The organism is Bifidobacterium callimiconis (assembly GCF_003952005.1).
Taxonomy (GTDB): Bacteria; Actinomycetota; Actinomycetes; order Actinomycetales; family Bifidobacteriaceae; genus Galliscardovia; species Galliscardovia callimiconis.
In genome coordinates, this window is sequence record NZ_QXGJ01000009.1 from 66694 (window position 1) to 82565 (window position 15872).

Genomic DNA, 15872 nt, shown 5'->3' on the forward strand with positions numbered 1-15872 from the left:
GTGAGAAAGGGACTGACATGATGCATGCGATGACCGAGCCGAACGCGATGACCGAGTCGATCCTGCTCGACGACGCGGTTTCCCCTCTGTCCACTCCCGACACGGGCAGTGGCACTGCCGTGCTGGAACGCCCTGAAACCAAGACCGAAGGCCAGCGCACCGACGACGGCGACGCCGATCGTTTCGCGCACTACGTATCGAAGGAGCGCATGGCCGAGTCGAGGCTCACCGGACGACCGGTGGTGGCCTTGTGTGGCAAGGTGTGGGTGCCCAAGCACAACCCCTCCGATTACCCGGTGTGCCCGGACTGCAAGCGCATCTACGACGAGATGAAGTAGGAGTGTGCGGTGGCTCCCCTCAGTCAGCTGCGCTGACAGCTTCCCCTCAAGGGGAAGCCGGGTTGTGATGAGTCGAGCTTCCCGGTCATGTTTTTCTTCTCCGGGGATGATGCGGGTATGTCCTGTGGTTCCCCTCTGGAGGGGAGCCACAGGCGTAGGACTTAGAGGGTGATGATTTCGGTGGGGATGGCCTGCTCGCCGTTCATCAGGGACAGGGCGGTCACCGGCAGCTCATCGAGCGCCTTGCGATGGTAGTCGCGGGCTGCGAGCAGCGCCTCCTTGCTAGCCAGGGACTCGTCGATGTCGCCATGGTCCACGGCGGTGATCAGCAGATCGCGCGTATCGCCGTACTCGGCGGGAGCCTGCCAGTCGGCCAGCTGATCCTGCGGGCCGCACACCACCAGCTCGCCCTGCGCCAGACCGTAACGGTACGAACGCAGCGCGCGCTTGCGCCAGCCGTCGGTCTTCTTGCCGAACGACTTCTTCGCAACCGGATGCATCTGACCGTCGGCGCCTTCGCGCTCCACCAGCTTGTACACCATCGCGCACGTCGGATGACCGGAGCCGGTCACCAGCATCGTGCCCACACCATACGAATCGACCGGCGCGGTGGCCAGCGCGGCCAGCGCATACTCGTCAAGATCGTTCGTCACCGTGATCTTCGTGTTCGTGGCGCCCAGCGAATCCAACTGCTTGCGCGCCTGCTGGGCGAGCGACGCCAGGTCGCCCGAATCGATGCGGATGCCGCCCAGCTCGGGGCCGGCCACCTCGACGGCGGTGGTGATCGCCTGCTCGATGTTGTACGTGTCGGTCAGCAGCGTGGTGCCCGGACCCAGCGCATTGACCTGGGAGACGAAGGCGCTGCGCTCGTCGTCGTGCAACAGCGTGAACGCGTGTGCGGCGGTGCCGATGCACACCAGATCGTACTTCTTGGCCGCAGCCAGATTCGCGGTGCCGGCGAAGCCGCCCACGATCGCGGCGCGCGCGGCGGCAACCGCGGCACTCTCGTTCGTGCGACGTCCGCCCATGTCCATGCACGGACGGTCGCCCGCCGCCGACGTCATGCGGGACGCGGCCGACGCGATCGCCGAATCATAATTCAACACCGACAGCACCAGCGTCTCCAGCAGCGTGCACTCGGCGAACGTGCCCTCGATCTGCAGGATCGGCGAATTCGCGAAGAACGCCTCGCCCTCGCGGTAGGCACGAATCGTGCCCGAGAAGCGGAAGTTCTCCAGCCACTTGGCCGTCTTCTCGCTCACCACATGACGATCGCGCAGGAACTTCAGATCGGACTCGCTCGGACGGAAGTCCTTCAGCATGTCCACAATGCGTCCCAGACCGGCCGCGATGCCATAGCGTCGTCCCGTCGGCAGATGACGGGTGAACACCTCGAACACGCAACGGCGATCCGCGGTGCCGTCAAGCATGGCGGCGTCAAGCATCGTGTACTCGTACATATCGGTCATCATCGCGGCCGAATAATCAGTGTTCGTCATGACTACCTCTTCGTTCGTAACATCATCGGGTGCGCCAGAACGCACGATACATCAGGATGAATCAGGATGCGACCAGCACCTTCTGCGGCAGCGCCCTGTCAATGATTATCAGTATTAGTCCCAATGCCAAAAACACGCCACCGTATTCCACTATATTGATGCCCAAACGAGTCCAACCCAACACCGGAAGATTCAGAAAATCATACGGATACGGCGTGCCATCGGCCAGCGGACCGGAATGCGGCCAGATCGCCGCGCGAATCAGAACGCCCGCCACATATACCGGCAGATACGCCATCCACCACAACGCGTACGGCCATTTGAACCGCCGATGCGGATCGAACAGCAGCCAATCCAACAGCGCGCCCACCGGCACCACGCGATGCGCCCACGTGACCGTGAGCAGACCGAACACGCGCGGCGTGATCGCCGGATCCGCGGCCGGCAGCACGAACAGGGCCACCAGACCGGCGATCACGCTGTACAGCGTCAGACAGCCCTTGAGCCAGGCCGGCGGCTGAATGCCCTTGAGCAACGTGGCCGCACCCGTCCACAGCATCACCACGCCAAGCAGCAGCGTGGTCTGGAACGTGAAATACACCAGCGAAGAATAGTGACGCAAATGCCACACCTCATAGGTGCCGGCGAAGCAGCAGGCCGCCATGGCGAAGCGATACAACGCAGCCAGAAATCTCATACCACCAAGTGTAGGGGCCGCCGGTGGGGTGGACGGGCAACGAGCGTACGGGCGGCCGGGCAATGTCGGTGAAGACCGATACGGTCTTTCATGCACGAATGTTCGTGCATGGAGGCTACGGAGGCTACCAATGGTTCAGATCAAAGACATGCTTGACGCCACCCAGACGATCCGTCCCGACGGACGCGCGGTGGACGAACTGCGTCCGGTGAAGATCACCCGACACTGGACCGACGTTCCGGAGGGTTCCGTGCTCATCGAATGCGGCAACACGCGCGTGATGTGCACCGCCACGTTCACGCAGGGCGTACCCCGCTGGCGCAAGGACTCCGGCCTCGGCTGGGTCACCGCCGAATACTCCATGCTTCCCCGCGCCACCACCGAACGCACCGACCGCGAATCCGTGCGTGGCAAGATCGGCGGCCGCACCCACGAGATCAGCCGACTTATCGGCCGCTGCCTGCGCGGCGTGGTCGACATGAAGGCCCTCGGCGAGAACCAGATCCAGATCGACTGTGACGTGCTGCAGGCCGACGGCGGCACCCGCACCGCATCCATCACCGGCGCCTACGTGGCGCTCGCCGACGCAGTGGCCTGGGCCAAGGAGCACAAGATGATCCGCGCGAACCGCACCGTGCTGCGCGATCAGGTGTCCGCCGTGTCCGTGGGGGTGATCGACGGCAAGCCGATGCTGGACCTGCCTTACGTGGAGGACAGCAACGCCATGACCGACATGAACGTGGCCATGACCGGCGCCGGTGCGTTCATCGAGATCCAGGGCACCGCCGAGCATCGTCCCTTCACCCGCAAGGAGCTGGGCGAGCTGCTCGACCTGGCCGAGAAGGGCAACAAGGAGCTTCAGGCGGCGCAGAGGGCGGCGCTGCAGCAGGACTGAACGGCTGACATGACCGGTCCGGTGAGCAACCGATGATGGTGCCGCCGGACCGGTGTAACGGTCGCCACCGCCCGTCTTGCATAATGATTTGCATAGTTTTGTCGTGTCTGGTTTGTCGTATTGGGCAGGCGCGGTATGGGCTCATAAAGCCCGATATTTCAGTGGATTCAATGAGGAGGAGTCGCTATGAGCGATACGATCAGAATGGTGGTCGCCACCCATAATGAAGGCAAGCTGGCCGAAATCAAGCGCATTCTCGTGGAGGATCTGGGCGAGGACGCCGAGCGGATCGAACTGGTGACCGCCGGCTCGCTGAACCTGCCCGACCCGGTGGAGGACGGCGTCTCGTTCGAACAGAACGCGCTGCTCAAGGCGCGTGACGTGGTGCGACGGACCGGTCTGCCCGCCGTGGCCGACGATTCCGGGCTGATCGTGGACGTGCTGGGCGCCGCACCCGGCATTCTGTCCGCTCGCTGGGCCGGCGTGCATGGCGACGACGCCGCCAACAACCGACTGCTGCTCGCCCAGATCGAAGACATCCCCGACGCCAACCGCACCGCACGATTCCGCTGCGCGGCGGCGCTCGTGGTGCCGGAAACCGACGACGGCCGTACCGAACCGCCGTACGACATCCACAACGAGAACGTGGAGCTCGGCGACATGCAGGGCGTGATCATCCGTGCGCCGCGCGGAGAGCATGGATTTGGCTACGATCCGATCTTCGTGCCCGACGACCAGCCGGCGCGTGCCGCCGAAGCCGGCCATCCGCTCACCTCGGCCGAAATGATGCCGGAGGAGAAGAACGCGATCTCGCACCGTTCCAAGGCCATCCGTCGTCTGGTGCCCAGCATCCGCCGCCTCGTGCTGCACAACTACGTGCAGTGAGTGGTCGCCCCTCTTCTCCCTCTGATGAGGAAGGTGTCACGCAAGGCGCGACAGAGGTGGGGCTGCGAAGAGCAGATAAAAAAAAATCCTCGGAATCGTTGAAACCACAACGATTCCGAGGATTTCCTATCGGTGCGCGAGATGGGACTTGAACCCACACGTCAAAGACACAGGAACCTAAATCCTGCGCGTCTACCAATTCCGCCACTCGCGCGTTGTTCCCATATGATCGCATCCCATGCGTCTGTTCATGCGTTCGCTGCGATCAATGAGTCACGGTAAACAAAAACCCTAGGCGAAGTGCCTAGGGTTTCCCGTGGAGCCACTTGACAGAATCGAACTGTCGACCTGCTCATTACGAGTGAGCCGCTCTACCGACTGAGCTAAAGTGGCACATGGCACATTGCTGCGCACACAAGTAAAGGATATTACCGGACGATTCGGAAAAATCCAAATCGATGGTGGATGGAGCGCGGTTTGCGCGTGTCGCAGGGGTTGTGGGGCGCGGACGCCTCTGGTTTTGAACGCCTCCCGTGTTCTCTCTCCCAAGGAGGGAGATGTCGTGACGAATGTCGCGACAGAGGGAGGGACGCGAAGATGAATCGTGAAGGTTCGGCCCCTTGCTCTTCATGGAGGAGGGGTCATTTTTCGTTCTCCCTCCCGGGGAGGGAGATGTCGTGACGAACGTCGCGACAGAGGGAGGGGTGCGAAGGCGGAAGGTTGCTGTTCCCTCCCTCAGTCATGCTGTCGCATGACAGCTCCCTCCCTTGGAGGGAGCACGCGGGTTTTGGCTTTCGGGGGTGGCTGATCATGATTGATGATGGGAATAGACCTGCGGTCAGGGGCGTTGTATCGGGCGGCTGGGGATAATGGGTGCATGGATAACGCACGTATGGATGCCGCGAACATGGACGACTCCACAAGCAAGAACGGGAACACGGCCGATGCCGAGGGCGCGATGCTGGATTTCTATCCGCTGATTCCCGCCGGGGGAGTGGGATCGCGGCTCTGGCCGATCAGTCGCGGCGGACGGCCCAAATTCCTCTACGACTTCCTCGGCTCCGGACGCACCATGATCCAGGCCACGTTCGATCGTCTGGCCGCACTCGCCGGCGCCGAACGCGTGTCCGTGATCTCCGGCGTGACGCATGAGGCCGCTATCCGCGCGCAGCTGCCGGAACTCGACGCACGCAATCTGTTCACCGAGCCGGTCGGACGCGACTCCACGGCCGCCATCGCACTATCCGTGGCGATACTGGCGAAACGATATGGCGACGACATCGTCGTCGGATCATTCGCCGCCGATCACGTGATTCGCGATGACGAGGCCTTCGCGTCATGCGTGGGACAGGCCGTGGCCGCGGCCCGCGCCGGATACGTGGTCACGATCGGCATCGCCGCCACCCGTCCGTCCACCGCGTTCGGATATATCCGCCACGGCGAACCGTTGGGATCGCATATTCCCGGCGCTCCGGACGCGCGCCGTGTGCGGTCGTTCGTAGAAAAGCCCGACGCCGCCACCGCACAGGCATATCTGATGACCGGCGAATACCGGTGGAACGCCGGCATGTTCGTCATGCGGGCCGACGTGCTGCTCGATGCGCTGCGCCGACTCAAACCGGATATCCACCGCGTGGTCACCGCGCTCGCCGACGTGTGGGATGCGGACGATGGCGGTGAGACCCGCGCCGAGATGATGGAACGGTTGTGGCCGGGCGTGGAGAAGATCGCCTTCGACTATGCGCTTGCCGAACCGTTGGCGGCCGAGGGTGGCGTGGCCGTGGTGCCCGGCGGATTCGGCTGGGACGACATCGGCGACTTCAATTCGGTGGCGGCGCTGATTCCGAGCGTGGACGTGCGCAACAACAAGATCGTCGGTGATGCCGGGCATGTGGTGTGCCTGGATTCGGCGGGAAACGTGGTGGTGCCGTCGAGTGGACGCATGGTGGCGTTGCTCGGCGCGGACGATATGGTCGTCGTCGACACGCCGGACGCGCTGCTGGTCGCGCCGCGTGCGCGCAGCCAGGAGGTCAAGCGCATGGTGGCCGAACTCACGGCTCGTGGTCATGCCGAAATCCTGTAGAGGGGCGTGGGGGAATTTGGTAGTTGGGACGCGATGTTCGAGGTTTGGTAGTCGAAACGTGACGCTTTTGCGCGGTGTTTACGCTCACAACGTCGCGATTTGACTACCAAACCGTGGAATGTCGCGTTTCAACTACCGAAATGTTGCGTTCGGACTACCGAGTCGCGGAATGTCGCGATCTGACTATCGAGTTGTCGCGGGGTGTGTCATGGCGGGCGGAGGGGATCGGCCTCGGTGTGTGCGAATGTTCGATATTGAACGGGTTCGATGGTGAACGGCAGGTAACGCGGCGATAGGTTCTGTCTATTGCACGTTCTAACGCACAAATGACAACATTTCTGTTCGTTTTTTACTGTCCGTGAAGGCCGGTATTGTGAAACGCGGAACAGGCGCTCAATACCACCGAGACGCCTCAAGTGATGAAAGGACCTCACATGGCCATTAATCCTCCCATTGACGCCACCCAGACTCCCGCTTGGGCTGCGCTGCAGAAGCACTATGACGAGCTGCAGGCCGAAGGCATCGACCTCAAGAAGTGGTTCGCCGAAGACGCCGACCGCGTGGAGAAGCTCAGCTTCGAAGCCGGCGACCTGCACTTCGACCTTTCCAAGAACCTCATCAAGCCCGAAACCCTCAAGCTGTTCGCCGACCTCGCCAAGGACGTGAAGCTCGACGAGCGCATCAAGCAGCAGTACACCGGCGTGCACATCAACAACACCGAGGACCGTGCCGTGCTGCACACCGCCCTGCGTCGCCCGGTCGAGGATGAGGGCAAGTACATCGTCGACGGCCAGGACGTGGTCAAGGACGTGCGCGACACCCTCGAGCGCATCTACGCGTTCGCCGAGAAGGTCCGCTCCGGCGAATGGCGCGGCGTGACCGGCAAGAAGATCGACACCGTGGTCAACATCGGCATCGGCGGCTCCGACCTGGGTCCCGTCATGGCGTACGAGGCCCTCAAGCCCTACGCCGACGCCGGCATCTCCGCCCGCTACATCTCCAACATCGACCCCAACGACCTGGCCGAGAAGACCAAGGGCCTCGATCCGGAGACCACGCTGTTCATCATCGTCTCCAAGACCTTCACCACGCTGGAGACCCTGACCAACGCCCGTGAGGCCCGTACCTGGCTGCTCGAGGAGCTCAAGGCCTCCGGCGCCATCGACGGTTCCGACGAGAAGAACGCCGAAGCCATCAAGAAGCACTTCGTGGCCGTCTCCACCAACCTGGAGAAGGTCGAGGAGTTCGGCATCGACCCGGAGAACGCCTTCGGCTTCTGGAACTGGGTCGGCGGCCGCTACTCCGTGGATTCCGCCGTCGGCACCTCGCTCGCCGTGGTCTACGGCCCGGCCCAGTTCGAGGAGTTCCTGCACGGCTTCCATGAGATCGACGAGTACTTCGCCAACACCCCGTTCGAGAAGAACGTGGTGGCTCTGCTCGGCCTGCTCAACGTGTGGTACCGCAACTTCTTCAAGGTGGCCTCCCACGCCGTGCTGCCGTACGACCAGTACCTGCACCGCTTCCCGGCCTACCTGCAGCAGCTGACCATGGAGTCCAACGGCAAGTCCGTGCGCTGGGACGGCACCCCGGTGACCACCGAGACCGGCGAGATCTTCTGGGGCGAGCCCGGCACCAACGGCCAGCACGCCTTCTACCAGCTGATCCACCAGGGCACCCAGCTCATCCCGGCCGACTTCATCGCCTTCGCCAACACCCCGAACCCGGTGAAGGACGGCGACCAGGACGTGCACGAGCTGTTCCTCGGCAACTACCTGGCCCAGACCAAGGCCCTCGCCTTCGGCAAGACCGCCGACGAGGTGCGCGCCGAGGGAACGCCGGAGGCCATCGTGCCGGCCCGCGTGTTCAAGGGCAACCGTCCGACCACGTCCATCCTCGGCGTGGCCCTGACCCCGTTCTCGCTCGGCGAGCTCATCGCCCTGTACGAGCACATCACCCTCGTCGAGGGCACCGTGTGGGGTCTGGACTCCTACGATCAGTGGGGTGTGGAGCTCGGCAAGCAGCTCGCCAAGCAGATCACCCCGGCCATCTCCAAGGATGACGACGCCCTGGCCGCCCAGGACGCCTCCACCCAGAGCCTGATCAAGTTCTACCGCGAGCACCGCGAGTTCTGATTCCTCCCTGTGAGGGACTAGAACCCGGCATCTCATCCGTCACGCTTTGCATGTCGCCCCCCCCCTCGAGGGGCGGGCGACGGTGCGGTCTGACTTGCATGGATGAATTAAGGTGGCCTCCCGTTTCGGCGGGAGGCCACCTTGTCGTTTTCTGGGGCAATTCGTGTGTATCGTCTTGGCCTTATGGGCTATCTGCGGTTCGCTAGGTGGATTATGGATGGCGTGAAGGTCTATCTGCCGTTCGCTAGGTTCTCAGGAAAATAGAGAAGATCGTGTATGGGGTAGTTCCAGATAGTTCGGTGATCAGATATAGCGTTTCTTGCAAGTGAGGATGTGCCGGCTATATTGGCAAGCACCTAGCGAATGGTGGATATGTCTCTGCAATCTCGTGTGAGCACCTAGCGAAGCGTAGATAGGCTTGGAAGCGCCATAGATCTGGATCGGGTTCAGGAACATTTGATTCGCTGTGCAGTAGGATGGCGGGAAGAAACAACGTAGTTAAGACCGACGCGAGCGAATGAACACATGTCGGAGAGGAAATGCGATGAAGGATTCCGGGGGATGGGTGCCGCCGTGGGGCGGTGAGGACACCGGCAAGCGTGTCGGCTTCGATGAGTTTCTCAACAATGATCGTGATGCCGGTCCGTCTAGGGACAACGACGCCAGCGGTACCAACGACGTCCCCGATTACGGCAGTGGCATCGCCAATCGCGGCTTCGCATGGAACAACGGAAACGCTGGAGCCGATGCCCGGCGGAAGAAACCCCGGGGCTCCCGCCTCGTCTCCCTGCTCGTGCTGCTGGCGATGGTCGCGGCGGCCGCAGGCGGATTCGCATGGCATCGCAGCCGACTCCCCGGCGGCTCTGCGCTCAACTGCTCCAACCAAACCAGCGCCAAAGACTCCAAAGACTACTGCTACGGCGGATTCGTGCCGCTCGAACCCAACGGCCCCCGACTGTCCGAAGCGAAGGCCGGCCCATATTTCAGTACGGCCGTGGCCGACGTCTACCCGGCCGACGACGCCCTCCGCCTCGCCGTGGCTGGCGGAGACCTCAACGCCATACATTCCGCCGCCACAACGGCAAAGAGCGCCGCCGATCATGCCGCCGCAACGCTCGCGGCCCGCACCTGGCCCAATTCCCTGGACAAACCCATCCGACGGGTGATCCTCGAATATCAGGAACGATCGGCGATCTACGCCAACCTGACCACGAACACCAATCCCGAGGCCATCGACTGGATGACCTACAGCGAATTCAAACCATCCGGCGCGCAATCCATCGTCCGCACGGCACTGGAACTTGACTCCGAACCCACCCCGGCCGCGCCGATCGAGGTCACCGGACTCACCGACGCCGGCTTGTGCACCGGATTCGCGCTCATCGGCGACGACGGACAGGAGGTCCCACGCCGCTGCGTGACCGTGCACGCCGTCAGCCACATACCGTCTGACGTGGCGTCCATCGGCGTGGCCTTCAACCTGCTCGACGCCGACGGCACCATCCGCGCCACCGAGGTCAAGGCACTGTACAGTTCCTACGACGATGACGGCAAACCGGTGCGCATCCACAACAACGACACCGTGACCATGACCTTGGAGATCAACCCCGACCTGCCCCAGACCGGCTGGAGACTCGCGCTCGTCGGATGGTCCGTACACGTGAACGACGGCGCCGACCTATCTCAGGACCCCGAGATTCATCAGGACGACTACACCGCACAGCAGATCGCGTCCGCCGCGGTCGTCAACGATTTCCGATTCGCATAGGAGACGCCATGAGACCGTTTCGCCAACCTGATGCGGATTATGTGCCGATCGACGCGGCCGGCGAGTCGAATGAGAAGACCCACCCGACCGGGCGGCGGAAGTCGTCCGGTGGAAAGACCGCCGGTAGGAAAATCGCCGACCGTGCGACCGCCGACCGTGCGACCGCCGACCGTGCGACCGCCGACCGTGCGACTGGCGACCGTGCGACTGGCGACCGTGCGACCGCCGACCCCGCCGACTGTGCGACCGCTGACCGTAAGACCAACACGGTAGATGCCGCCGCCCGTCCCCGCAGCTCCCGCACCGCCGCGATCGTCCTGATCCTGGCCCTCGCCCTGACCATCGTCGGATCCGTCACGATCGGCACGACCACGCTGATCACAACCGACGACAACCCTCCCTCCGGATATCTGCCCGTCAGCGAATACTCGCTGGTCAATACCGCATCCGGCAGTATCGTCACCAAGGCATACGTCCGCGACTACCCGGGCCAATTCACCAGCGTGGGCGAGGATGGCAACAGCTGCCGCATTGATCACGAGGACTGCGATTTCACGCTTGCCACCCAACGAGGCATCAGACCGGGCGACGGCTGGAATGCGTTCGTGAGACAATACGGCAACATGACCGCCGACGAGATCATCGTCTCCGATAATGACGGCGGGTATGTCAAGTCATACATGTCGGACGAGGACCGCGCCGCCGAGCGCAATCTGCGCGAGCATTACAACATCACCGTGGCTGAATTCGACCGCAAATACATCCAGGCCGGCAAAATCGACCTCGCCCAACGCGCCGTCACCGTGACGTTCCAAGCCAAGTACAAGCTCGGTCGCACCTACTACACCGCAGCCGAACAGTGGGAGGCGGAATACGGCGGCGGACTGCTCAACGTCGGACCGCTCCGCCGATACAACGGGCTACTGGACTTCGATCCGCAAACCTACATCATGGAATTCGACTTCGGCAACAACGCCATGCGCCCGTATCTCGACGACGGTGATCTGATATCGATCTCGGTGAGGCTGAGCAAATGACCTGCGAATGGCGGAGGTCGGTAAGCGGCAGTGAATGACCTGCGAATGACAGTGAATGGTCGGGTGAGTGACGAATGACAACGAGCAACCACGCGAAAGAGAGACACATGGGACGAAACGGCAATCGTCATGGCAGAGGCGACCACGACGGCACGGACGATGAGCCCCGGGCCGCGCTCGCGGCCGAACTGACCGAACAGGCGGCACGCAAACGTCTCCGACGACGCATCATCGGCTTACTGCTCGCGATCGTCATGGCCGGCGCGGCCGGATGGTTCGTCGGCGGCATGAGCGTTCTGTCGACGGCCAGCGGCGAAGTCTGCCCCAATGACGCCGAATACGATCTGGAAGGGGCCACTCCGTCGAAAACGACCAACGATCTGAACTTCACCGGACCGGAACTCACCGAAGCGGAAGCCGGCGACTACTATCTCAACGCCGTGGCCGCATCATGGCAGACCGTGGACGACGCCATGACCACCTCCATCGGAGACGATCTCAACGCCACAAGAGCCGCCGCGGCACAGGCGGCCACAGCCCTCGACCAAACCGTGAAACTGCTCACTGCGCGCACCTGGCCGGACGATGTGAGCAACGCGGTGTACGACATCGCCAACGACTACGCCGACCAAACCGCCGAAGCGCGCTACGTCGCGAACGCCACCAGCCTGCGCTACACGGACGCCATCACGGGCGTGGACGCGTACACGGTCTCCGAAGCCGACGCCTATCTGCGCAATAAGCTCAACCTGCCCGCCGCGCAGCCGCACAGTATGCCATTCGACATTCTTGACATCACCGATCGCGGCGTCTTCCACTCCGACGCGGCCGGTGGCGACGACCGTGTGGACGACGGCAAACGCATGGTGGACGTGACCGTGCGCAGCCGTGTGCCCGGCAACGTCACCGACGTGATGCTGCACTTCGACCTGCTGGACACGTCCGGCAAAACCATGGATCGCGTCTGGGCGCAGGCCGATCGCATCTCGCTCGCCGAAGGTCAGGCCGTGGTGCTGCGTCTGCCCATCGATGCGGACAAGGTGACCACCGGCATGGGATTGCGATTCACCGGCTGGTCGGTGAGTGGCGGTTCCAGCAGCGCCGCCAGCGTGAACCATAATGCGAGCGTTGATGCCCAGTATGCGAAAACGCTGTCGGTCGTTACGGATTTTCGATTGCGATGACGGGCGTGCAAGGTGCATGCGCGAGACGTGCATGGCGCTCGCGTGCGGTACCTTCGCGCACGAATATTCGAACGAACATCATCGTGAACAACCGTTCGATTTTCGGGCGTGGCAAAATTGCGTCGGTCGGTGACTCGTCGTATAGTAAGGGCAGTCCGGAACCGTTCTCAATTCGGACTTTTCGATGACGAGATAGCGCTCGGATGAGATAGTTCTCATCGGAACGGCGCTCTCATCGCGTCAGAACACCCTTATGATTGCGGCCTTGGGTCTTTGAGATTCATGGTTGGGTCATATACGGTCAGACGAAAGGCAATACACGTGGCAGAAAGCCAGAATCTTGCAAGTATGAAGCTGCCCGAGCTCAAGGAGCTCGCCAAGCAGATGGGTTTGCGTGGTACCTCCACCATGCGTAAGGGCGAGCTGGTCAGCACCATCGAAGCCGCCCGAAACGGCGGCGAAGCGCCCGCCGGTGTGACCGTGCGTGTGCCGAAGACGACCAAGCGCACCGTCAAGAAGGCCGACAAGCCGGAAGAAGCCGCCGAAGCCGTGGCCGACGTTCCGTCCGATTCCGCTGCCGCTCCTGTCGCGGAGCCCTCCAAGCCGGCCGAATCCAATGTTTCCGCTCCCGTGGAGCAGACGTCCGCGCAGCCGACCATCATCGAGCTGCCCGAACCGAAGAAGACCGTCGAGCCGGCCGATCACATCGATCACGTGGAGAAGTCCGCCGCCAAGCTCGCCGCCATCGAGCTGCCCGAGCCCAAGGCCGGCAAGCGTGCGCCGCGTCGTCGTGCCACGCTGTCGTCCGCTCCGGCGATCGACAACGAACGCGCTGATCGTGCGGACCGTGCCGGCCGTGATCGCGATCACGATCACGAGAACGTTGGCAAGCTTGACCTTGATCTCGATCTTCCGCGCGTGCGCCGCCGCAAGGACAGCGGTGCCGCTGCCGACGAGCCTGCCCGTCAGGGTCGCGTGCGCGATCTGGGTGACATCCTCGCCGCACTGCCCGACCGTTCCGACCGTCCCGAACCGCGTAAGGGCGGCAAGAACCGTCGTGACGATCACGCCGACCGTCGAGTGCGTGACGATCGCGGCCACGGTGCCGATCGCGCCGACCGCTACGAGCAGGACGATGACCGCGACTACCGCCGCAACCGCGCCGATCGTGATGCCCGTCGTGGCGTTCGCGACGATCGCAACGACCGTCGCAACGGTGCCGATCGTAACGATCGCCGCAATCGTCGTGACGATGTCGTGCGTGCCGATCGCGCCGATCGTGCGGAGCGCAACGACTACCAGCAGCAGGACGATCTGGTGCCCGTCGCCGGCATCGTCGACGTGCTCGAATCCTACGCATTCGTGCGCACCTCCGGCTACCTGCCCGGACCGAACGACGTGTACGTGTCGATGGGCCAGGTGAAGAAGTACGGTCTGCGCAAGGGCGACGCCGTGCAGGGTACCACCCGTCCTCCGCGCGACGGCCGCAACCAGCGTCAGAAGTTCGTGCCGCTGCAGTCGATCGAAACGATCAACGGCATGAGCGTGGAGGAGGCGCAGTCCCGCCCGCACTTCAGCAAGCTCACGCCGCTCTACCCGCAGGAGCGTCTGCGCATGGAGACCCAGCCGACCAAGCTCACCGGCCGACTGATCGACATCGTGGCGCCGATCGGCAAGGGCCAGCGTGGTCTGATCGTCTCCCCGCCGAAGGCCGGCAAGACCATCACGCTGCAGCAGATCGCCAACTCGATCACCACGAACAACCCCGAAGTGCACCTCATGGTCGTGCTCGTGGACGAACGCCCCGAGGAAGTCACCGACATGGAGCGCACCGTGCAGGGCGAGGTCATCTCCTCCACGTTCGACCGCCCGGCGAGCGACCACACGATCGTGGCCGAACTGGCCATCGAACGCGCCAAGCGACTGGTGGAGCTCGGCAAGGACGTGGTCGTGCTGCTCGACTCCATGACCCGTCTGGCCCGCGCGTACAACATCGCCCAGCCGGCGTCTGGCCGCATCCTGTCCGGTGGCGTGGACGCGCAGGCGCTGTACCCGCCGAAGAAGTTCTTCGGCGCGGCCCGCAACATCGAAAACGGCGGCTCGCTCACCATCATCTCCTCCGCGCTGGTGGAGACCGGTTCCAAGATGGACGAGGTGATCTTCGAGGAGTTCAAGGGCACCGGCAACATGGAGCTGCGTCTGAGCCGCGAGCTGTCCGAGAAGCGACTGTTCCCGGCCATCGACATCAACGCGTCCGGCACCCGCCGCGAGGAGCTCATCACGCCGCCCGCCGAGCTGGCCGTCATCTACCGTCTGCGTCGCCTCTTCGGCGGCATGGAGCCGGAGCAGGCGTACCAGACGCTGGTGCCGCGCCTCAAGAAGACCGCCACGAACCGCGAGTTCCTGGCGGCGATCAACTCCACGATCCCGCAGGCCCAGGCCAAGTAGTCGGTTCGGAACGGTTCGGTTCGAGTTGAACTGAGACGATCATCCAAGCGCCGTACGATTACGATTCGCTGCATATATGCAACCGAACGTAACCGTACGGCGCTTTTGCGTTACGTTGCGTCATCGGTCGGCTACGAAACGTACTCGTAGGGTGGCGTTCGGTTACGTTCGGTTGATGATCCATGACGGAACGTAACCGAACGTACGATATGCGGACCGGTCTTGCATAGTGATCATACGCGTGGCATGCCGGCCGCAGGGGAGCGGTTCGGGATAATCTGGTAGGCATGAGTGCAGATATCAGTGGTTGGCGAAAGCCTGTACGAACCATCACCGAAGACAACGATCAGACCGGATCCGCCGATGCGAACAATGTAGTGACCGACACTGCGGAAACGGACGAAACCCAGCTGAAGTCGGCGAACGGCATCGATGCGAACGGCATCGAACGCTCGTCCACGATCGACGCGCAGGCCGCCAAGGAACATCCCGAAGTGGCCGATGCCGTGGCCAAGATCAAGGGACTGCGCCAGACGATCGACAACATCGACGGTGCGGTGATCCACCTGCTCGCCGAACGGTTCAAGGCTACCTCGCAGGTGGGCGTGCTCAAGGCCGGCGCCGGATTCGCGCCCGCCGATTACAAACGTGAGGACTACCAGATCGAGCGTCTGCAACGCATCGCCAAGGACGCCGGACTCGACCCGAACATCGCCGAAATGTACCGCGAATTCGTAGTGACCGAGGCGAAGAAACGCCACAAGCGCATCGCTGACGCCGGCGGCGACCCCGGCGTGCTCGACGTATTCGCCTAATACCGTTTGCAATAAGCGCGGCCGGCTACACGCACGTTTGGTGATCATTCTTATAATGCCATCGATGTCGCGTATCCTGACTCTATAATTA

The 15872-nt window shown here is 62.9% G+C and carries 12 protein-coding genes and 2 tRNA genes; 10 read left to right on the forward strand and 4 right to left on the reverse strand.

Features of this window, described 5'->3' with window-relative positions:
- Nucleotides 1–47: 47 nt before the first annotated feature.
- On the forward strand, nt 48–338 hold the full coding sequence (locus D2E23_RS08965) for a DUF3039 domain-containing protein (protein WP_206432029.1): 291 nt from the start codon (nt 48–50) through the stop codon (nt 336–338).
- A gap of 161 nt (nt 339–499) precedes the next feature.
- Here D2E23_RS08965 and D2E23_RS08970 read toward each other — a convergent pair whose 3' ends face one another.
- Together D2E23_RS08970 and D2E23_RS08975 are read right to left on the reverse strand one after the other, a co-directional pair.
- The gene (locus tag D2E23_RS08970; protein ID WP_126030581.1) at nt 500–1837 is read right to left on the reverse strand and encodes a nicotinate phosphoribosyltransferase; all 1338 of its coding nucleotides are present in this window, start codon (nt 1835–1837) and stop codon (nt 500–502) included.
- 61 nt (nt 1838–1898) lie between these two features.
- On the reverse strand, nt 1899–2534 hold the full coding sequence (locus D2E23_RS08975) for a Pr6Pr family membrane protein (protein ID WP_126030582.1): 636 nt from the start codon (nt 2532–2534) through the stop codon (nt 1899–1901).
- 130 nt (nt 2535–2664) lie between these two features.
- Here D2E23_RS08975 and rph point away from each other — a divergent pair, with 130 nt between their 5' ends.
- Nucleotides 2665–3429 carry a ribonuclease PH gene (rph, locus tag D2E23_RS08980; RefSeq protein WP_093960214.1) on the forward strand — a complete coding sequence of 255 codons (765 nt, stop codon included), beginning with the start codon at nt 2665–2667 and terminating at the stop codon, nt 3427–3429.
- A gap of 198 nt (nt 3430–3627) precedes the next feature.
- Entirely contained in the window at nt 3628–4314 is a 687-nt protein-coding gene (locus D2E23_RS08985) for a non-canonical purine NTP pyrophosphatase (RefSeq protein ID WP_126030619.1), read from the forward strand.
- Nucleotides 4315–4447: 133 nt separating this feature from the next.
- Here the strand turns inward: D2E23_RS08985 and D2E23_RS08990 are convergent.
- Together D2E23_RS08990 and D2E23_RS08995 are read right to left on the reverse strand one after the other, a co-directional pair.
- Nucleotides 4448–4528 (reverse strand) — tRNA-Leu (locus tag D2E23_RS08990).
- 103 nt (nt 4529–4631) lie between these two features.
- Nucleotides 4632–4707, reverse strand: a tRNA-Thr gene (locus tag D2E23_RS08995).
- A 565-nt stretch (nt 4708–5272) separates the two neighbouring features.
- Here D2E23_RS08995 and D2E23_RS09000 point away from each other — a divergent pair.
- The 7 genes from D2E23_RS09000 to D2E23_RS09030 all read left to right on the forward strand — a co-directional run bounded on the left by D2E23_RS09000 (nt 5273) and on the right by D2E23_RS09030 (nt 15781).
- A complete protein-coding gene (locus tag D2E23_RS09000; protein ID WP_126030620.1) occupies nt 5273–6397 on the forward strand; it encodes a mannose-1-phosphate guanylyltransferase in 1125 nt (374 codons plus the stop codon).
- Between the two features lie 434 nt (nt 6398–6831).
- Entirely contained in the window at nt 6832–8529 is a 1698-nt protein-coding gene (pgi, locus tag D2E23_RS09005) for a glucose-6-phosphate isomerase (RefSeq protein WP_126030583.1), read from the forward strand.
- A gap of 544 nt (nt 8530–9073) precedes the next feature.
- The gene (locus D2E23_RS09010) at nt 9074–10297 is read left to right on the forward strand and encodes a hypothetical protein (RefSeq protein ID WP_126030584.1); all 1224 of its coding nucleotides are present in this window, start codon (nt 9074–9076) and stop codon (nt 10295–10297) included.
- 8 nt (nt 10298–10305) lie between these two features.
- Nucleotides 10306–11334, forward strand: a complete 1029-nt coding sequence (locus D2E23_RS09015; protein WP_126030585.1) for a hypothetical protein — start codon at nt 10306–10308, stop codon at nt 11332–11334.
- 107 nt (nt 11335–11441) lie between these two features.
- Complete coding sequence (locus D2E23_RS09020) at nt 11442–12518, forward strand: hypothetical protein (RefSeq protein WP_126030586.1); 1077 nt, start codon at nt 11442–11444, stop codon at nt 12516–12518.
- 321 nt (nt 12519–12839) lie between these two features.
- Nucleotides 12840–14966: a transcription termination factor Rho gene (rho, locus tag D2E23_RS09025; protein WP_126030587.1), complete on the forward strand. Its 2127-nt coding sequence runs from the start codon at nt 12840–12842 to the stop codon at nt 14964–14966.
- A 443-nt stretch (nt 14967–15409) separates the two neighbouring features.
- Nucleotides 15410–15781, forward strand: a complete 372-nt coding sequence (locus D2E23_RS09030) for a chorismate mutase (RefSeq protein WP_233133606.1) — start codon at nt 15410–15412, stop codon at nt 15779–15781.
- Nucleotides 15782–15872: the final 91 nt, after the last annotated feature.